Below are 19,286 nucleotides of genomic sequence, written 5' to 3' on the forward strand. Positions count from 1 at the left end.
GAAACCCTGGACGTGGTTAGGGCCTCCTCCACCTTCGATCTCGTGATGCCCATACCCGTGCGTCTTTAGACTCAACCACGATCGGCGTCGGGGGGGGCATCTGCGACCATCGCAATCTTTCGATCGAGCACGATGATGATCACGAGGTGGTCGGCGGCCGTGTCGAGATCGCTGTGGATGCAGACGACCCGCGCGCCCACCGCTTGTGCGACCAGAGTCAACAGCATTGCCCCCCACGCGTCGAGCAGGCTGGTTCGAAATTGCTCGACCAGGCGGCGACCTTCAGGAGTCGCGGCGACATGCGTCTCCGCGGGGGTGAGCACATTCTTGAGGCGCAGCAGGATCATATCGTCGATCAGATAGACCTTCATGTTCTCCGGTCCCCGGCCGACCTGCTGCTTCATTAACCTCGTCAGGGCGTTTCCGATCGTCTCTTCCACTCGACGTCTGAGTTGGTCCAAGTCTCGATTCATCTCCCCATCCGGTATCCAGCTGATATTCGCAGACTGGCTAAGCGCCATAGAGCGAGGCGCGCCACTCTGCCGTCGAAGCATAGTGTAGGGCGCGTCGCGAGAGAAATCTTTGCGCTACCACAATTCTTGCGCAGGCGCAATGACAGCAGGTGCAGGGAAGGCGTGCGCTGGGCGCTCGTAGAGGATCTTACGCGCCTGAGTGGAAGGGGGACCCTCGCGACAGAGGGCAAGGTGACGAGTATGGCTCGCGCCTTTGGGCAACGGTGGGGTGAGCTTCGGCCCGGAGACCACATCGGGTTCATCTATGAAGATGTGGGCGAGCTCACGTCGTTTGCCGTGTCCTTCATCAAAGACGGTCTTGCCCGGGGCGAACGCTGCGTGTACCTTGACGACGAACTTGGGCCGGCTGAGGTGACCGAGGCGCTGGTCAAAGGCGGAGTGGACGCCAATCGCGCGCTCGACCGCGGCACGTTGGTGATGTCGAGTCCGCGGGAATACTTCGCGCTGCCGCCATTCGAGCCCTCGCGAGTCATAGAGCTCATGCGCACCCGAGTGACGGAGGCCGTCTCCCGTGGCTTTAGCGGCTTGCGAATCGCCGGGGAAATGACGTGGACGCTCCACGAGGGTATCCGCGACGATGCCCTCGTAGAGTATGAGTCGCTCCTCGACAAGGCTCTTGGTTCCGGCCTTCTCACCATGGCGTGTATGTATCGAAGAGATCGATTTCCCGCCGCAGTGCTCCAGCGATTGGTGCGCAGCCATGCGAAAGTTGTTGCCGGCGATCACGTGTACTTGAGCCTCAGCGCCTTGTTCCAGACCCTTGCCCGATCGGATTTGCAAGGACTCGTGCAGTCCGCGGGTGAACGCCGCGTACGCCAGGGAGACTTCTATTTTCTCCAGGGGGACCGGGCGACGGAAGTCTATATGCTGACAAGTGGGGAGGTAAAGCTGGTTCGAGCCGATCCCAACGGGCGAAACGTGATTCTCCGGATTATTGCGCCGGCGGAGCCGTTCGGAGAACGCGCTCTGTTCGGCGGGCCCACCCGGCTTTCCTCAGCACAAGCATTGGTGGACTCTCGGGCACTTGTCTGGGACGCCCCGACGATTCTTCACGTGATGATGAATCATCCCGCGGTCTCCTTAGATGCCGTTCGTCTGATGGAAGATAGGCTTGAGCAAGAGCGGATCCGCTTTCAGGATCTTGCCACAGCGCCTGTAGAACGCCGCCTGGCGCGTCTGTTGCTCCGCCTCGCCCAATCGATGGGGCGCAAGACGCCGCAGGGAATGGACATTGAGCTTTCGCTCTCGGGACAGGATTTGGCAGAACTGACGAGCGCCACGCCGTCCACGGTCAGCCGAATTCTTGCGGAGTGGAGGCGCTCGGACATTGTAGACGCGCGGCGCGAGCGGATCTCCATTCTGAACCCCGAGCGCGTCGGTGCTATCGCTGGGGTAAGCGGCGATGAACGACCTTCCGCGTGACCCCTACCGGATCACGAGACGGTGGGCAGCCCCAGCGTGAGCCGGACGGTGGTGCCGGCCGCGGTGGCATTGACGTGTACGCTGTCCGTGAGCGCCCGCATCAACTCGAGCCCGTGTCCGCGGCGTCGCCCCGACCGCCTCCAACGGCCGCGGTCCTCAACCTCGATCACCAGCATCGGGCCCTCCTGGCGTGCCCTCAGGAAGATTGTCCCCCCGGAGCCCAGGTAGGCGTGCTCGATCGCGTTGCTGACCGCCTCCCCGACCGCCACGAGCAGGCCTTCGGACTGTTCTCGATCGAGTTCGAGATCACGGGCGAGGGCCCTGAGCGCCCGTCGGATGTGCTGCAGGACGTGGGGGTCTGCCGGAACGCTCAAGTCCAACCGATCGACAAGAACGCTCGGGGTTGGGCGGCGCTTGGGCTGCGTCGCGGTGCGGAGGCCGAAGCCAAGCTTATCGATCAACGCGCGGACCAACACCGCGGCACCAACTCGTTCGTCCTCGTGGCGCACTCTGCGCCCTCGTGTCACAATACCCGTAACCGAACGCTCTCGCACAACGGCTGCGGCGTTCGCCGGATTGTTGATCGACAGATACTTACCCTCTTCCCGGTCGTCCCAAACACCGGGACGAGCCCGGCGGTGCAGATTTACCGATGATGCGACGAGGAGGAACACGATGGCGGTGGCTCGCGTGACCGTGTTCGGGTCGTCCCGAGCGGCCGAGGGTGAGCATGGGTATCAGGAGGCGCTGCGCCTCGGCCGGTTGCTCGCGGGAGCAGGGTACGCGGTGTACTCGGGCGGATACGGCGGCGCGATGGAGGCCGTGAGCCGAGGGGCGGCGGATGCCGGCGGCATGGTGGTCGGGATCACGGTCCAACCGTGGGCGCCCCGCCTCCAGGCGAACTCCTGGGTGGGCGAGGAAGTCGTCACCCCGCACCTCTTCGAGCGGCTGCTGCGATTGACAGAGAGCGACGCATTCGTCGCCCTCCCCGGCGGGCCGGGCACCCTCGGCGAAATGGCGCTCGTGTGGAACCTCTTCCAAACGGAGTCCGCCCCAATCCGGCCCCTCATCCTGGTTGGTGCCCAATGGCGTCGGTTGGTCCGATGCTTCGAAGCGGAACTGCGTGTCGAGGCGAGGGATCTCGAGCTCCTGCAGTTTGCCGCGACGGTGGACGAGGTCCTCCCCCTCCTCCTCGGTCACTCGACCGGCGCGGCGAGCACCTCGGAGTAGGACACCGGCGTCGGAAACATCTTCCACGGGTTCATGATGCCGATGGGGTCGAACACGGCTTTGAGCCGGCGCATCGCGTCGAGATCCGCCTCGCTGAAGATCCACGACATGTAGTTGTTCTTCTCAAACCCGATCCCGTGCTCCCCGGAGATCGTGCCGCCGGATGCGACACACAGGCGCAGCATCTCTTCCCCGGCACGGATGACCCGTTCGGTCTCTCCCGGGATGCGCGCATCGAAGATAATGATGGGGTGCAGGTTGCCGTCTCCTGCGTGAAAGACGTTGACCAAGGTCAGTGCATCGCGACGAGCGATCTCCTGCACGCGGCGCAGAACGGCGGGAAGCCTAGACCGGGGCACGGTGGCATCGTGGAGGTAGTAGTTGATCGCGATGCGACCGAGCGTGCCAAAGGCGGCCTTGCGCCCCAACCACAGGGCCTGCCGCTCCTCCTCGGTATGCGCGATCCGGACGTCCTGCGCGCCGTGGCGGCGGCAGATCTCCTCCACCAGATTGCGCAGCCGCGGGAGGACCTCGCGGATCCCCTCCACCTCGATGAGCAGCACGGCTTCCGCGTCCAGCGGGTATCCGGCATGGACAAACGGCTCGACGACCCGGATCGCGTTGCGGTCCAGCATCTCAAGCGCGACGGGGCCCACACCTCGCCCGATCACCTCGGTGACGGCCTCGCTGGCCCAGTCGAGGTCCTCGAACACCGCGAGCAACGTGGTGACGGCCTCGCGCCGCCGGAGCAGCTGCACCCACACGCGCGTGACGATGCCAAAGGTCCCTTCCGATCCTACGACCAGCCCGGTCAGATCGAGCCCCGGGGGATCGGGACCGGTGGCACCGACGCGGACCAGCGCTCCGCTCGGCAACGCGATCTCCAGGCCGAGGATGTGGTTGGTCGTGACCCCGTACGCGATCGTGTGGGGACCGCCGGAGTTGTGGGCGACGTTCCCGCCGATGCTGCTCGCATACTGGCTGGAGGGATCCGGTGCGTAGAAGTAGCCGGCGTCACCCACGGCCCGAGAGATCTCGATGTTGGTGACGCCCGGCTCGACCACGGCGATGCGGTTCATAAGGTCGATTTCCAGGATGCGGTTCATGCGCGTCATGACCACGACGACCCCGCCAATGATCGGCAGGGCGCCGCCTGCGACTCCGGTCCCGGCCCCGCGGGGGACCACGGGCGCCTGGTGCCGCGCCGCGATCCGGAGCACCTGGACGACCTCCTCCGCCGAGCCCGGCAACACGGCCAGGTCTGGCACCGCCGTAAAGTTGGACGCGTCGTACTCGTAGGCCAGCAGGTCGCCCGGCTCCGAGAGCACGTGTCCGGCACCCACGACGTCGCGCAACTCCCGAACGAGCGCGCCGCGGGAGGCCAAGTGTACCCGAGCCTCGGAGAGGTTCATGAGGAACGACCCGCTAGACCGTGGGCAGGTTCGAGGCGTTCCAGGCGGTGATGCCCCCTACGAGATCGGCGACCTCCGGCACCCCGTGCCGCTCCAGGACGCTCGCTGCCATCGACGAGCGGTATCCGCTGGCGCAATGGACCACGACCGTCCGCGGGCCACACGGAACTTCGGCGAGGCGCTCCAGGAGATGCTGCAGGGGGATGTGCATGCTTCCCGCGATGCTGGCGCCCGTCCGCTCGGCCTCTCCACGGACGTCGAGCACGACCGGCGGCTCGGGAGACGCCAGTAACTCCGCGAGCGCGTGCGCCGTGACACGAGGGGTCCGCCGGAGAAGGTCGCGGCGCATCCCAACCGCCTCGATCCCCCCCTCGAGATACCCGGCGACATGATCGAAGCCGATGCGGCCCAAGCGCATGGCCGCCTCCGACTCCCGGCCCAAGCCCGCGATGATCACGATCGGTCGCTCGCGGTCCAGGAGCGTCCCCGCCCAGCTCGCATACTGGCCCCCCAGCCCGATGTTCACGCTGCCCAGCAGATGCGCCGCCGCAAAGTCCGCGGGATCCCGCGCGTCGAGCAGCTGCGCCTGGTCGCCTCGAAGCCGGACGACCTCCTCGATGGTGAGCGCCCGCAACCCCCTCGCGAGCGCGCGCTCGAGCGTGGGACGCTCTTTGGCGTTGAGGATCGCGTCGAAGGTGAAGTACGCAGGCGCGTCCGGCTGGTCCGCAGTCACGATCTTCATGAACGTGTCCCTGCTCATCGGCTGCAGCGCGTAGTTGTACCGCCGCTGGACGCCGATCGTCGAGACGGTCTCCTTGCTGATGTTCCTGCCGCAGAGCGACCCGGCTCCATGGGTGGGGTAGACCAGCGTGTCGTCGGGGAGGGTGAGCAGCTTGTCGTGGAGGGAGTCGTAGAGCATGCCGGCGAGTTGGTCGGCCGACCAGCCGAGGGAGGCACGCAGATCCGGCCGCCCGACCTCCCCGATGAACAGGGTATCTCCGGTCAGCACGGCGGACGGACGCGCGCCGTCCTTGCCGAGGTCATGCACGAGGACGCAGATCGATTCGGGTGAGTGGCCGGGGGTCTCGAGGGCCGTTAGGCGCACGGAGCCAAACGAGACCGCCTCCCCATCGCCCAGCGGGACAAACGCGTACTCGGCCCGTGCTGCTCGGCCGAGGTAGATTTTCGCGCCCGTGCGGTCCCGCAACTCCAGGTGTCCCGCCACGAAGTCAGCGTGGAAGTGCGTCAAAAAGACGTGCCGGATCTCGACCCCGAGGCGCTCCGCATCCGCCAAGTACTGGTCGACGTCGCGCTGCGGATCGATCACCGCCGCGGTGCGGCTCTCCTCGTCGGCCACGAGGTAGGACGCGTGGGCGAGGCATCCGAGGTAATACTGTGTCAGGATCATGTTGCCTCGACGATCGCCGCGATCCCCTGGCCTCCCCCGATGCAGAGCGTCGCGAGCCCGAACCGCTGGCGGCGGCGCCGCAGCTCATAGAGGAGGGTCAGCAGCAACCGGGCGCCGCTCGCGCCGATCGGATGGCCGAGCGCGATCGCTCCGCCGTTTGGGTTCACGCGCTCCCGGTCGAGTCCCAATTCCTTCTCGACGGCGAGATATTGGGCGGCAAACGCTTCGTTGACCTCGACCACGTCGATCGCATCCAGCCTCAGCTCAGCGCGGGCGAGCGCGTCGCGGCTCGCCGGCGCCGGCCCGATGCCCATGATTTCCGGGGGCACACCCACCGTGGCCCAGGCGAGGAGGCGGCCCAGCGGTTTCATCCCTGAACGGACCGCGAACCGGTCGGTGGCGAGCACGACGGCAGCGGCGCCGTCGTTGATCCCGCTGCTGTTCCCCGCGGTGACGGTGCCGGGCTCCCGGAACCGGGCAGGCAACTGCCGAAGTCGCTCGACCGTGGTCTCAGGACGGATGTGTTCGTCCTCCGCGACGGCGGCCGAACCGCGGCGGCCGTCCGGGGCCTGCACCGGGACAATCTCCTCGGCGAACCGTCCCGTAGCGCGGGCGCGGGCTGCCAGCACGTGGCTTCGGGCCGCGAACTCATCCTGGGCGTCGCGGGTGATGCGATATTCCTCCGCTAAGTTCTCGGCGGTCTCCGCCATCCCCAGGCCGCATCCGGCGTCGGTGAGCGCGGCCCACAGCCTGTCTTCGAGCACCCCCGGTCCGAGCGGTAAGCCCTCGCGGGCACCCCGCACCACGAACGGCGCCTGACTCATGTTCTCGGTCCCGCCGGCCAAGACGACTTCGGCCTCGCCGCCTTGGATCAGCCGCGCGCCCGAGACGACCGCCTCGAGCCCGGATCCACATAAACGGTTGACCGTGAGCGCGGGACACTCGACGCGAACCCCGACGCCGAGCCCCACGTGGCGCGCCAGATAGACGGCGTCGGAGCTCGATTGGATCACGTTGCCGAAGATGACGTGGTCGATGGCCTCGGAAGACACGTTCGAGCGGGCCAGCGCCCCGTTCGCCGCCGCGACGCCCAACTGCGTCGCCGTGACGCTGCGGAGCCCGCCCCCGAAGCGCCCGAATGCCGTGCGGGCTCCCTCGAGGATCACGACGTCACTCATAGGCCCCTCCCTGCCCGAATCCGTGGCTGCCGGGTCTTTCCGGGGGAGGCGAGGAACTCCTCCTGCCGGCGAGAAACGACATCACCAGGGTGAAACGCCGGCCGCGCGGAGTTGCTTCCGCGACCCACGAGGTCCATACCCTCGAGGAGGTCACTCCATGATCACGTTCGACCACGTCGCCATCGCCGTCCGCCGGATCGCCGAGGCGGCGACGTTCGTTGAGGAGATGTTGGGCGGCGTCCCCGGCGAAGGCGGTGAGGGCGGTGGATTTACGTTCCAGCAGTGGACCTTTCCCGGCGGCACGGTCGAGCTGTTGGAACCCCGCGGGGAAGGCAGCTTCCTGCGCCGCTTCCTCGACGAACGCGGGGAAGGGTTGCACCACATCACCTTCAAGGTGCAGGATCTCCCCCAATGGGCCTCCCGGCTCCGCGCGGCCGGCTATAGGGTGGTCGGCGAGAACTACGACAACCCGGAGTGGCGGGAGATCTTCGTACACCCCAAAAGCGTGCACGGGGTGCTCATCCAACTCGCCGAGACGCTATCGGCACACAGGTAATGCACGGCCTCACGGCCCCGTCGCGATCTCGGCCCGGAGCTGCCGGCAGGCCTCCCGCGCTTCCTCGATCGATCCCTCGTCCTCGATCGTCGAGACGTCGCCCGGATCGCGTCCCAGCACGAGCGCCTTGAGGACGCGCCGCATGATCTTCCCGCTGCGCGTCTTGGGCGCCATGCTTACGAAGTGGAGATCCGCGATCACCGCCACGGGCCCCAGTTCCCGGCGCGCCGTCTCGAGCAGGGCCTGCTTGAGGGTTGGAGACGCCTCGTGCCCCACCTTGAGCACGATGAACGCGCTGATCACTTCGCCGCGGATCGGATCGGGGCGGCCGGTGACCGCGGCCTCCGCGACGGCCGGATGCTTGAGGAATGCGGTCTCGACCTCGATCGTGCCGATCCGGTGGGAGGCGATCTTGATGATCTCGTCCGCCCGGCCGACGAACCACACGTATCCATCCTCGTCGATGTGCGCGGAGTCGCCCGTATAATAGGCGCGGGGGATGCGTTCCCAGTAATCCCGCGCGTAGCGCTCCGTTTCGCCCCACAGGGTCTGAATCAGTCCAGGGAATGGCCGCCTGATGACCATGATCCCCTTCTCCCCGGCCGCACACGGCGCGCCGTCCGGGGTGACCACCGCCGCGTCGATGCCGGGGAGCGGGATCCCCGCCGAACCAGGCTTGATGGGGAGTAACCCCAACCCGTAGGGGTTGCCGAACACAGGGCCTCCGGTTTCCGTCTGCCACATATGGTCGATCACCGGCACCCGACCGCCGAGCACGCGGTTCTGTAGCCACTCCCAGGCGGGAGGGTTGAGCACCTCGCCTGCGCAGAACACCCGCTCGAGCGAGGACAGGTTGAACTTGCGGGCGTGCTCCTCCCCATATCGCATCAGGAGGCGGACGCCGGTCGGCGACGTGAAGATGCCGGACACGCCAAATTCCTCGACCACCTGCCAGAGCACGTCCGGGGCGGGGTGGTCGAGGGCGCCCTCATACGCGATCGTCGTGCAGCCGGAGAGCAGCGGCGCGTAGACGATATAGCTGTGGCCTACCACCCATCCGATGTCGGAGGTGGACCACCACACATCGTCCGGCTTCATGCCGAACACCCAGCGTCCCATACTGTGAATGTAGACCTGGTACCCCCCGTGCGTGTGCACGGCCAGCTTTGGCTTCGCGGTCGTCCCCGAGGTCGCCAGGATATACGCGGGCTCGTTCGCTTCCATCGGCACGGCATCCCCGCTCTGACCCGCGCCCTGCGCGAGGAACTCGGTCCACGAGAGGTCACGGCCGGACGCGCTGCGCCACCCGCCGCCCCGTGGAAGCACAATCACCCGCTCCACGCTGTGCCCCGGATCCTTGAGGGCGGCATCGACGATGCCGAGGAGCGGCACATCGCGCCCCTTGCGGTACGTCGTGTCGGACGCGAACACGAGGCGAGACCCGCTGGCCCGGATGCGGTCCCCGAGCGCGCCGGCACCGAACCCGGCAAAGACGACCGAGTGGATCGCACCGATCCGGACCGCCGCGAGCATGAGAATGATCGCCTCAGGGCACGTGGGCATATAGATCGTGAGCCGGTCGCCTTTGTCGATGCCGAGCCCCCGCAGCGCCGCCGCCGCCCGCCGGACTTCGTAGCGGAGTTGCGCGTACGAGTACAGACGCCGTTCCCCGCGCTCGTTGACGTAGACGAGGGCGGTGTGGCCGGCGCGGCCGGCGGCGACATGCCGGTCGACACAGTTCAAGGCGAGGTTCGTCCGACCGCCCACGTACCAGCGGAAGGTTGGATAATTCCATTCGAACACGCGGTCCCACGGCCGGAGCCAAGGCAGCTCCTGCCCCGCGCGCGCCCAAAAGCCTTCGACGTCCTCTTGGGCATCGCGCAGCCACTGCCTCACGACGGGATTGATGACGTCCATGAGCCACCCCCTCGAGACGTCGCGTGGATCCTCCGCTGGACTATCACAGCGTCGGCGTGAACCGTCCGTCGACCGCCGTCCACCCTCCGTCGACGAAGAGCAGCGATCCGGTCACGTAACTGCCGGCGTCCGAGGCGAGGAAGACCACCGGGCCGGCCATTTCGTCGGGCGACGCCCATCGCCCGAACACGTTGCGGTCGGCATAGGCTTTGTACCATGTTGGATTCTGAGTGATCTGCTTGGTGAGCGGCGTATCGACGACCCCGGGCGCGATCGCGTTGACGCGGACGCCCTTGGGGCCGAGTTCCGCGGCGAGGGTCCGGACGAGTTGCACGGTACCCGCCTTGGTCGCGGAGTAGACGCTCTGCCCCGGCTCGACCACTTGGGCGCGGATCGAGGCAAACGCGATGATGCTCCCCCTCCCCTGCTCGGCCATCCTGCGACCCGCTTCACGCAGCACGTAAAACGTGCCCTTCAAGTTGACCGTCAGCACCCGATCGAGATCCTCGGCGCTGTACGCGAGGACCGGCTTGCGGACGTTGACCGACGGGGTGGTGACGACCACATCGAGCGAGCGATACCGCGACCCCACGGCCGTCATCAGCCGGGCGACCTCTTCTTCGCGGGCGATATCCACCTTTGCCGCTTCCGCGTGTCCGCCGGCGTTGCCGATGAGGTCGGCCGTCACTCCGGCTCCGGCTTCGTTCAGATCGGCGCACACCACGCGCGCCCCGTGGGCGGCGAGCGCCTGGGCGGCCGACTGCCCGATTCCAGACCCCGCGCCGATCACGACCGCCACCTTGCCGTCGAGCCGGAACAACCGGGCATACTCCACAGCCGTCCTCCCCTACACCGATCCCTCGAACTCGACCACGGCGGCGCCTTGAATCGCACCGCGCTTCAGGTCCCCCAACGCGGCGTTCGTCTCCTGGGGCCGGACCGGCGTGACCGACACCTGCAAGGACAGTTCCCCGGCCAGCGCGAGGAACTCCTCCGCGTCCCTCCGCGTAGCATTGGCGACGCTCCGCACGGTGCGTTCCCAGTACAGCCGGGCATAGGAAAACTCGGGAATCCGGTCCAGGTGGATCGCGTTGATCGCGAGCATGCCGCCGCGGCGGAGATGTCCGAGCGCCCCCACCACGACGTTGCCCGAGGGCGCGAAGACCACGCCTCGGTCTACCGGCGCGGGCGCGGCGTCCTCCACACCTCCGGCCCACACGGCGCCGAGCGCTCGTGCCAGGGCCCTGTGCGCCTCGCTCCGGGTGAACACGCAGACCTCGCAGCCCCAGTGCCGCGCCACCTGGAGCGCCAGATGCGCCGAGGCCCCGAAGCCGAACAAGCCCACCCGATCGCCGGGATGGACCTCGGCCAACCGGAGGGAGCGATATCCGATGATCCCCGCGCACAAGAGCGGAGCGGCCTCGCGCGCAGTGTATCCGGGAGGAAGCCGGTAAACGAACCCCGCATCGGCGACGGTCGCCTCCGCATACCCGCCGGCCACATCGTAGCCGGTGAAGCGGGCCCGCTCGCAGAGGTTTTCGCGGCCGGTCCGGCAGAACTCGCAGACACCGCAGGCCCACGCAAGCCACCCCACGCCGACGCGGTCGCCCAGGCGCAGATGCGTCACCATCGCCCCCATGGCATCGATCGTCCCGACGATCTGGTGGCCCGGGATGAGCGGGAGCGCCGGGGGTATCAGGTCCCCCTCGACGATGTGGAGGTCGGTGTGACAGATCGCGCAGGCCTGAATCCGGATTCGGACCTCACCGGGCCCCGGCTCCGGGAGGGCGATCTCGGACCACTCTAAGGGCGAGGGCCGGGTGCGGAGCGGTGTTGCGAATCGGAGGAGCAGCGCGTTCATCACCGGACTCCAACGATGGTACGGTCGTGCACCACAGGATTTTTGCCCGCCAGTTGCAAAATACTCTGGTGCCCGTTTGGATGCCTTCCAACAGGACAGGAGATGCACCCGTGCCCGAGACTCGAACGGTGGAATCCGACCTCGTGACCGCGTACACGCAGGCAAATCCGACGTCGTTCGCGGCATATGAACGCGCCTCGCGCGTATTCCCGGGCGGCGTCACCCACAACAGCCGGGCCTTTGACCCGTTTCTCCCGTACATCGCCCGGGCCGACGGCGCCCACAAGTGGGACCTCGACGGACACGACTACGTCGACTACGCGATGGGCCACGGCGCGCTGATCTTGGGACACACGCATCCGAGCCTCGTGGACGCCGTCACCCGTCAGGTACGGCTCGGGACCCATCTCGGTGCCAACCACCTCCTGGAGGTCGAGTGGGCCGAGCGCGTGCGGGCGCTGGTCCCCGGCGCCGAGTTCGTGCGCTTCACCAGTTCGGGCACCGAAGCCACGCTCCTGGCCACCCGGCTGGCCCGCGCGGCGACCGGGCGAAGGAAGCTGGCAAAATTCCAAGGCCATTTCCACGGATGGCACGATGCGGTGACGCGCGGCCAGATCCCTCCCTACAACGACGTCTCTCCCGGCGTGACGGCCGCGACGGCGGATGAGACCGTCGTCCTGCCGGTCGACCTGGATGGGGTGGGCTCGGCGCTGGCCCGGGACCCGGAGATCGCCGCGGTCATCGTCGAACCGAGCGGCGCATCGGCCGGCGCGGTGCCGCTCCCCGACGGATTCCTGCAGGGCGTGCGGGCCTTGACCGCCGCCCGAGGCGTGGTGCTGATCTTCGATGAAGTCGTCACCGGATTTCGGTGGTCGCCAGGCGGCGCCCAGCAGCGGTACGGGGTGCGCGCCGACCTGGTCTCGCTGGCCAAGATCCTGGCCGGGGGCCTCCCTGGAGGCGCGGTCGCCGGCCGGCGGGAGTTGCTCGAGCCCCTCGGCGCACCGCCATCCACCGGACGCCGCATCCGCCATGAAGGCACGTTCAATGCCAACCCGCTGTCCGCGGCGTCCGGATGCGCCTGCCTCGACATCATCCGGGACGGGAACGTGCACGCGCAGTGCGACGCGATGGCCGCTATCCTGCGCACGGGGTTGAATGCGTGCTTCGCCCGCCGCGGAGTCCATGGGGTCGCCCACGGAGAAGCGTCGCGGTTCAATCTCGCGTTCGAGGAGCGCCTCACGCCCGGAGATCCCACGTCCCTCCGTCACGTACCGGTGGACGCGCTCAAGCAGCAGCGCCAGACGCCGATCGCCGCCAACCTGACCCTGGCCCTGCTGCTCAATGGGGTCCACATGATGGGACTCGGGGGATTTTTGAGCATCGCGCATACGCGCGATGACGTCGACCGAACCGTGGAGGCGTTGGACCGTGCGCTCGCTCGAATCGCCTAGCCGGGCGAGTGGAACCAGGAGAGGCGCGTCCACCGCAGATAGCGGTCGGACAACATCTCCAACGACTTGCGCGCTATGGGAAACTCTTCCGCGAGCGTTGCGAGGACGCGCCCTTCGGGCCCCCGCTCCGGCCTCGATGCCAGACGGTAAAATCGGCGGCCGTGTTCTTCATAGGTCTCCACGGTCGGGGGGATCGCCCGCGTCCGCCGGAGCGGCGGGACTCCGCCTCGCCGTGACCTGAGGAAATCGGGAAAGATCCCGCTCGTAAACAAGGCGATGTCTGCGACCCGCCTGTAGATCGGGGGCGCCTCCTCTTCTCCGACGAGTCCGGCCAGTTCGATCATGTCCTCGAGGTTGAGCGTGCTGAACCGCCGCCTCCGGTAGCGCTCGCCGCGGCGCACCCAGACCGTCACGGTCTCGGTCCGAACAAACGACGTCAACAGCTGCACCAGGTAGTCGCCAATCGCCGGTTCCGCGATGAACCGCCGGACCTTGGGGGCGTCAAACACCGCCACCGTTTCCGCCGGAGTCCGTTCAAGCGTGTACGGCCGTGCGGTCAAGTCGCGGCTGACCCGGCGCAGAAACACGCTGAACACCAGCCGGGGGGATACCCGCACGAGCGCCTGCTCGTGCTCGAGCAGGCGGCGGACGAGCCGGTCGTCTTCCAGCACGACGTCGAGCAGATCGTCGCGGGCGCGGAGCTGTTGCACGGCCTGCACTGTGACGCCCTGCTCCCCCCAGAGCGTCTCCGCGACGAACCGCAGATCATGATCGGACAACCCGTGCACTCTATGCAACGCCGGTTCCATCGAGGACGCAGGCCGCGAACCCGACAAGGCCTCCCGCCGGATCTTCGCCTTGATGGTACTCCAACACCTGACCGCGCACCGGCTCGAGGAGCCTGAGCACCGTGTAAATCGCCGACAGGCCGCAGACCCGCCGTGGGTTTCCATCGGCCGCGATCGCCTGCCAGAAACCCTCCGCGTCGCCCGCAGCCACCCGGTCGAGCGCCGCAAGATCGCCCGCGCGGGCCACCGCGGCGAGAGAAGGGCCGACCGCTTCCGCATCCCCGAAGCGCGGCCCGACATGGCTGAGATCGACACCGCCGATGACCACGATCGAACGCCGCGCGGCGGCCACCGCCTCGCGGAGCGCGACGATGAATGACTCGATTTCCGGGACCTCGGCGGGAGACCGCGCCCCGCAGCGCTCCTCGAAGCCCGAGCAGAGCACGGGGAGTATCGTGAGCGGCCGGCCGTGCGCCAGGTGATCGAGAAACAGCACCTGAAATTCAATCGAGTGCTCGGTCCGGTGCACCGCCTCGTAGGCGAACGCATCGTAGGGATACCGGGAGGTCACCGCCTCGAGCAGCGGCCGGTCGACGTCGATGACCCCAGACGGTGTCGCGTAGCCCTTTGTCGTGAGGACGTACGGGACGGGCGGACCCGCGTGCGCCACCCCAACGATGATGGCGCACGCGTCTTCGGGGATGTTCTGGAGGCGCCGGTATGCGAGGCCGTAGGTGGGCCCACCCCGATGAAAATCGATGTGGGGAGCGAGGATCCCGCGGACCTCAGAGCTTGGGGACCGATCCTCGCCCGAACCGGTCGCCTCCGTGTCCAGGAATCGTTGCAGCGTTGCGCCGAGTGCCGCCGGATCCGCCGGGTACGCGGTGCCCGCGTGCGCCGGCGATCGGTGGGGCGCCGCCCGATAGGCCATCTCGATCTCTCGACGGTAGCGCTCGAGGTCGGGGGATTCGAGGAGGTGATGGAGGTCCAGCTCGCTGATAATCCGATCAAGATCCGGTCTGGGAAGGATCTGCCCGCCGGTCATTCGGGCATACTCGACCTGCACGTCGAGCGCCTCCCGGCGGCCATCCAGGAGGAGCGCGACGAGAAACACCGGCAGTGACAGCAGCACCGGCGATTCCAGCAGCCCCTCGTAGTCGCGGGCCACCACCGTCTGCTGCCCGTTCCACTGCCCCGCTACCAGATCGAGTGGTCGCAGTTTTGGAACCGGCATTGGACGCACTAGATCGTATCTGCGTCATTATACCAGGCCCCGGGCGTGGGGAGGAGGGCACTCGCACGGCGCCGTATAGGGGGGCGTATGGCTACACCGCTTGCACACCGCGTAGCGCTCGTCACCGGCGGCGGCACCGGGATCGGCCGGGCCATCGCGCTGGCGCTCGCCGAGCATGGGGCGGATGTCGCGATCAACTACAGCCGCTCGCGCGAGGATGCCGAACGGACCGCCGGAACCGTCCGCGAGTTGGGACGGCGCGGCTTCGCGGTCCGCGCCGATGTCTCTTGCGATCGCGAAGCGGCCGAGATGGTCGATCGCGTGGTCGGCGAATGGGGACGGTTGGATATCCTGGTCAACAACGCGGGGACGACCTCGTTCGTGGAGCACAAGAATCTCGATGGCCTCACCGACGAGATCTGGGACCGGATCCTGTCGGTGAATGTGAAGGGGACGTTTTTCTGCAGCCGCGCGGCGGCGCGCGTGATGACCGACGGACGGATCATCAACATCGGGTCGGTCGCCGGCATCAGGGGAACGGGGAGTTCTATCGCGTACGCGGCCAGCAAAGGGGCGATCCACACCATGACGCTCTCCCTCGCGCGCGCGCTGGCGCCCCGGATCACGGTGAATACCATCGCACCCGGGCTCATCGAGACCCGGTGGCATCTTGGTCGGGAAGTCCAGAACGCGAAGGCGGTGGAATCGATCCCGGTTCAGCGGAGCGGCCGCCCCGAAGACATCGCACACATCGCCGCAGCGCTCGCCACCTCAGAGAATTTTCTCACCGGACAAATCATCGTCGTCGACGGCGGCGCCCTGCTTTAAACGCCGGACCGGCGTGTGGGGCCGGCCATGGCGAACACATGTTTGCATCTCCACCGATCTTGTGCTATAATCCGGGCCGGTCGATGACGGGGCTGCCTGGGGGGGGCGACACTGTGGGGAAGGGGCTGACGAAGCGCCAGCGCGAGATCCTATCCTACGTGATGACCAACATGCAGCAACGTGGTTATCCGCCGTCGGTGCGTGAGATCGGGGCGGCGCTCGGGCTCACGAGCAGTTCGACGGTGCACAGCCACCTCACGGCCTTGGAGAAAAAGGGGTTCATTCATCGGGATCCCAGCAAACCCCGCGCGATCGAGATTCTCAAGGACGGTGCGAGCCAGCCGCCCAAGCGCGTCGTGAACGTGCCCGTCCTGGGACGGATCGCCGCCGGCCACCCGCTGTTCGCCGACGAAAATATCGAGGATGTCTTTCCGCTACCGCGGGATCTCATCCGCGAGGACGCGGCCTTCATCCTTCGCGTCACGGGCGAAAGCATGATCGAGGCCGGCATCCTCGAGGGGGATTACCTCGTGATTCGACAACAAGCTACGGCCAACAACGGGGAGATCGTCGCCGCCCTGCTGGGAGAGGAGGCCACCGTCAAGCGGTTTTACCGCGAGCGTGATCACATCCGCCTGCAGCCGGAGAACCGGACGATGTCTCCTATCCTCACGCGGGAGGCCACCATCCTCGGGAAGGTTGTGGCGTTGATCCGGCGCCTCCCCTAGCCCAGGTTTGCGCGGTCCGAGTTCGCGCGCCCCAAGCGTCGACGCGAGCGCAAACATGGGCGAGCTTCAGTCCGTCCGAGGTTCGCGCACGTAAGGCCGGAGCCGCTCGACCGCGCTGGCCGGCACCTCCACTTCAACGACCATCGCGTCGTCGTGATCGTCTCGCCGCAGCACGCGTCCGTACGCGTAGATCTGCGAGAGCACCTTTCCATCGGCGTAGGGAATCACGAGGCTGACCCGCCGGGCGGGGTCCGGCAGCCGCTGGGAGATCTTGCGCAACAGATTGACCAGTCCGAGCCGCCGGAGCGCGGAGATCGGCACGGCACCTGGGATCTCCGCCTCGATATCGCGGAGGCTCTCCGAGGAAATTCGATCGATCTTGTTGACCGCGTTGATTCGCGGGGTCTCGGCGGCGCCCAGGTCCGCCAGTACCTCTTCCACTGCGGTCGTCTGCTCCGCCCACCGCGGGTGGCTCCCGTCGATCACATGGACCAGCAGGTCGGCCTCGACGACCTCCTCCAGCGTCGCTCGAAACGCGGCCACGAGATCGTGCGGCAGTTTCTGGATGAATCCCACCGTGTCGACCAGGAGCACGGGGCGGTGGTTGGGCAGCAACGCTTTCCGCACGGTGGGATCGAGGGTGGCGAACAACTGGTCCGCGATCAGGACCTCAGCATCGGTCAAGCTGTTGAGCAATGAAGACTTGCCGGCATTGGTGTAGCCGATCAAGGCGACGACCGGCAACGCCGCCTCGTGGCGGGCCCGGCGCTGCAGCCGCCGGTGCTGGCGCAACGCCCCGATCTCTCGCTCCAAACCGGTGATCCGCGTGCGGATCCTCCGACGGTCAACCTCCAGTTTGGTCTCACCGGGGCCGCGCGTGCCGATGCCGCCTCCGAGCCTGGACAGCACCACGCCCCGGCCGGCCAGGCGGGGCAAGAGGTAGGTCATCTGCGCCAGCTCAACTTGCAGGCGCCCCTCCCGGCTGCGGGCGCGCTGCGCAAAAATATCCAGCACGAGCGCCGTCCGATCGAGCACCTTGGTGTCCAGGCGACGTTCGAGGTTGCGCTGCTGGGCGGCGGACAGTTCCTCATCGAAGATGACCAGATCGGCGCCCGTCTCACGCACCTGGACGCGGATCGCCTCGACTTTGCCGCTCCCGACGAAGGTGGCCGGATCCGGACGGGAGCGCCGCTGGACGATCAGGCCGACGATTGACGCGCCGGCGGTCTCGGCAAGGCGCGCCAGTTCTTCGAGCGTGCCGTTTGTCTGTTCAGCCGATGTCAGCCCGACGAGCACTGCCCGCTCCGGGCCCTGATTTGTGAGCTCGATGAGCGTTCGCCCGGGCAGTTCCTGGCGCGGTGGATGGAGCCCTCGACGCAGTTTGCGGTTTTGGGGTGCACCGGTGGTTCGGATCGGTTCCCTCCCTATCGGGTCGCCGGGGGGGCGGCAACCCCCAGCCGGTCGCGGATCCGTTGAATCGCCTCGGCGACGCGCTCGTCGGGCACCGTCAATGAGAGACGGACGTAGCCGTTCCCCCGTTGTCCGTAGCCCACGCCCGGAGTGACCATCACGCCGGCCTGCTCGAGGAGGTAGGCGGCGAATCCGACGGAGTCGAATCCCGCCGGGACGGTCACCCAGAGATAGAAGGTGGCCCGAGGCATCGGGACATCGAGGCCCGCTGCGCGGAGACCCGCCACCGCCACATTTCGCCGGTGCTCCCACTTGGCCACGCGCTCCCGGACGACGTCCTGCGGGCCCGCGAGCGCGGCCACGCCGGCCGCTTGAATGGCCATGAACTGTCCGCTGTCGATGTTGGTCTTGAGCGTCGCGAGCGCCTGCACCGCCTCGCGGTTCCCGACGGCCAATCCGAGGCGCCATCCGGTCATGCAGTAGGTCTTGCTGAGCGAGTGAAACTCGATCCCGACCTCCCTGGCACCCGGGGCCTCGAGAAAGCTCGGAGGGCGGTACCCATCGTAGGCGATCTCGGAGTACGTGTTGTCGTGTACCACGAGGACGCCGTGGCGGCGGGCGAACGCGACCAGCTCCCCGAAGAAGGCGAGGTCGGCCGTGGCCGCGGTGGGATTGTTGGGGTAGTTGAGGAAGAACACCTTCGCCCTCCGGGCCACCGCGTCGGGGATCGCCGTGAGGTCCGGCAGCCACCCGCGATCGCGGTCCAAGGGGACCGCGTACGGTTCCCCGTCCGCCATGAGCGTCGCCGTGGCGTAGACGGGATATCCGGGATCGCTGACCAGCGCAACATCCCCGGGGTCGAGAAAGACCCAGGGGACGTGGGCGAGCCCCTCTTTCGAGCCAATCAGCGTGAGCACTTCGCGCTCAGGATCGAGGGAGACCCCGAACCGCCGCATATACCACGCGGCAACCGCCTGGCGGAATTCGAGCGTCCCCTCATAAGGCGGGTAGGCATGGGTCGCGGGATTGCGGGCGGCCTCCACCAGCGCCGCGACGATATGCGGCGGCGTGGACAGATCCGGGTCGCCGATGCCGAGGCTGATGACGTCGACACCCTTCGCGCGGAGCGCCGCCCGCTTTCGATCCAGCTCGGCGAACAAATACGGCGGGATGCTGCGCATCCTGCGCGCGACGTTCATCGAGACCTCCTCGTCGTTTGCAAGACCGGCGTGACATCAGCATAACTCATACACCGATCATAGCACGTTCTCGGCCGGCGGCGACGACCAGTTGGCACCCACGATGATCAACGCGAGGAGATCGTCACAAG

At 67.3% G+C, this 19,286-nt stretch carries 18 protein-coding genes; 6 read left to right on the plus strand and 12 right to left on the minus strand.

Annotated elements, in window-relative coordinates; translation table 11 throughout:
- Window positions 1-71: 71 nt before the first annotated feature.
- Entirely contained in the window at window positions 72-473 is a 402-nt protein-coding gene (locus VFP86_08005; protein HET8999572.1) for a DUF2294 domain-containing protein, read from the minus strand.
- 240 nt (window positions 474-713) lie between these two features.
- On the opposite strand from VFP86_08005, the gene VFP86_08010 reads away from it, so the two are divergent.
- A complete protein-coding gene (locus VFP86_08010; GenBank protein HET8999573.1) occupies window positions 714-1,955 on the plus strand; it encodes an MEDS domain-containing protein in 1,242 nt (413 codons plus the stop codon).
- Window positions 1,956-1,966: 11 nt separating this feature from the next.
- On the opposite strand, the gene VFP86_08015 is transcribed toward VFP86_08010, so the two are convergent.
- Complete coding sequence (locus VFP86_08015) at window positions 1,967-2,464, minus strand: ATP-binding protein (GenBank protein ID HET8999574.1); 498 nt, start codon at window positions 2,462-2,464, stop codon at window positions 1,967-1,969.
- 166 nt (window positions 2,465-2,630) lie between these two features.
- Here VFP86_08015 and VFP86_08020 point away from each other — a divergent pair, with 166 nt between their 5' ends.
- A complete protein-coding gene (locus VFP86_08020; protein ID HET8999575.1) occupies window positions 2,631-3,185 on the plus strand; it encodes an LOG family protein in 555 nt (184 codons plus the stop codon).
- Here VFP86_08020 and VFP86_08025 read toward each other — a convergent pair.
- Genes VFP86_08025 through VFP86_08035 form a run of 3 tightly spaced genes read right to left on the minus strand, consistent with a single transcriptional unit; the run spans window position 3,152 to window position 7,183 of the window.
- The gene (locus VFP86_08025) at window positions 3,152-4,597 is read right to left on the minus strand and encodes an FAD-linked oxidase C-terminal domain-containing protein (GenBank protein HET8999576.1); all 1,446 of its coding nucleotides are present in this window, start codon (window positions 4,595-4,597) and stop codon (window positions 3,152-3,154) included. The genes VFP86_08020 and VFP86_08025 overlap by 34 nt on opposite strands.
- A gap of 13 nt (window positions 4,598-4,610) precedes the next feature.
- Window positions 4,611-6,005: an MBL fold metallo-hydrolase gene (locus VFP86_08030; GenBank protein HET8999577.1), complete on the minus strand. Its 1,395-nt coding sequence runs from the start codon at window positions 6,003-6,005 to the stop codon at window positions 4,611-4,613.
- Window positions 6,002-7,183 (minus strand): acetyl-CoA C-acyltransferase, encoded by a 1,182-nt coding sequence (locus VFP86_08035; GenBank protein HET8999578.1) that lies wholly within the window; start codon window positions 7,181-7,183, stop codon window positions 6,002-6,004. Before VFP86_08035 ends, VFP86_08030 begins: the two co-directional genes overlap by 4 nt.
- Window positions 7,184-7,340: 157 nt before the next feature.
- Between VFP86_08035 and VFP86_08040 the strand changes: the two genes are divergently transcribed.
- Entirely contained in the window at window positions 7,341-7,739 is a 399-nt protein-coding gene (locus tag VFP86_08040; protein HET8999579.1) for a VOC family protein, read from the plus strand.
- Between the two features lie 9 nt (window positions 7,740-7,748).
- On the opposite strand, the gene VFP86_08045 is transcribed toward VFP86_08040, so the two are convergent.
- The 3 genes from VFP86_08045 to VFP86_08055 are packed head-to-tail and all read right to left on the minus strand — an operon-like array spanning window position 7,749 to window position 11,517.
- Window positions 7,749-9,656 carry an acetate--CoA ligase gene (locus tag VFP86_08045; protein HET8999580.1) on the minus strand — a complete coding sequence of 636 codons (1,908 nt, stop codon included), beginning with the start codon at window positions 9,654-9,656 and terminating at the stop codon, window positions 7,749-7,751.
- A gap of 43 nt (window positions 9,657-9,699) precedes the next feature.
- A complete protein-coding gene (locus tag VFP86_08050; protein HET8999581.1) occupies window positions 9,700-10,491 on the minus strand; it encodes an SDR family NAD(P)-dependent oxidoreductase in 792 nt (263 codons plus the stop codon).
- Between the two features lie 12 nt (window positions 10,492-10,503).
- Window positions 10,504-11,517, minus strand: coding sequence for a zinc-dependent alcohol dehydrogenase family protein (locus tag VFP86_08055; protein ID HET8999582.1), 1,014 nt, complete (start codon window positions 11,515-11,517; stop codon window positions 10,504-10,506).
- 110 nt (window positions 11,518-11,627) lie between these two features.
- Between VFP86_08055 and VFP86_08060 the strand changes: the two genes are divergently transcribed.
- The gene (locus tag VFP86_08060; GenBank protein ID HET8999583.1) at window positions 11,628-12,968 is read left to right on the plus strand and encodes an aspartate aminotransferase family protein; all 1,341 of its coding nucleotides are present in this window, start codon (window positions 11,628-11,630) and stop codon (window positions 12,966-12,968) included.
- On the opposite strand, the gene VFP86_08065 is transcribed toward VFP86_08060, so the two are convergent.
- Complete coding sequence (locus VFP86_08065; GenBank protein HET8999584.1) at window positions 12,965-13,765, minus strand: hypothetical protein; 801 nt, start codon at window positions 13,763-13,765, stop codon at window positions 12,965-12,967. The genes VFP86_08060 and VFP86_08065 overlap by 4 nt on opposite strands.
- A complete protein-coding gene (gene amrB, locus VFP86_08070; protein HET8999585.1) occupies window positions 13,758-14,990 on the minus strand; it encodes an AmmeMemoRadiSam system protein B in 1,233 nt (410 codons plus the stop codon). Before amrB ends, VFP86_08065 begins: the two co-directional genes overlap by 8 nt.
- 87 nt (window positions 14,991-15,077) lie before the next feature.
- On the opposite strand from amrB, the gene VFP86_08075 reads away from it, so the two are divergent.
- Together VFP86_08075 and lexA are read left to right on the plus strand one after the other, a co-directional pair.
- A complete protein-coding gene (locus VFP86_08075; GenBank protein ID HET8999586.1) occupies window positions 15,078-15,818 on the plus strand; it encodes an SDR family oxidoreductase in 741 nt (246 codons plus the stop codon).
- Between the two features lie 113 nt (window positions 15,819-15,931).
- Window positions 15,932-16,546, plus strand: coding sequence for a transcriptional repressor LexA (lexA, locus tag VFP86_08080; GenBank protein HET8999587.1), 615 nt, complete (start codon window positions 15,932-15,934; stop codon window positions 16,544-16,546).
- Between the two features lie 66 nt (window positions 16,547-16,612).
- On the opposite strand, the gene hflX is transcribed toward lexA, so the two are convergent.
- Both hflX and VFP86_08090 read right to left on the minus strand, forming a co-directional pair.
- A complete protein-coding gene (gene hflX / locus VFP86_08085) occupies window positions 16,613-17,842 on the minus strand; it encodes a GTPase HflX (GenBank protein ID HET8999588.1) in 1,230 nt (409 codons plus the stop codon).
- A 128-nt stretch (window positions 17,843-17,970) separates the two neighbouring features.
- Window positions 17,971-19,155: an LL-diaminopimelate aminotransferase gene (locus VFP86_08090; GenBank protein ID HET8999589.1), complete on the minus strand. Its 1,185-nt coding sequence runs from the start codon at window positions 19,153-19,155 to the stop codon at window positions 17,971-17,973.
- Window positions 19,156-19,286: the final 131 nt, after the last annotated feature.

This window comes from bacterium (genome assembly GCA_035703895.1).
Taxonomy (GTDB): domain Bacteria; phylum Sysuimicrobiota; class Sysuimicrobiia; order Sysuimicrobiales; family Segetimicrobiaceae; genus Segetimicrobium.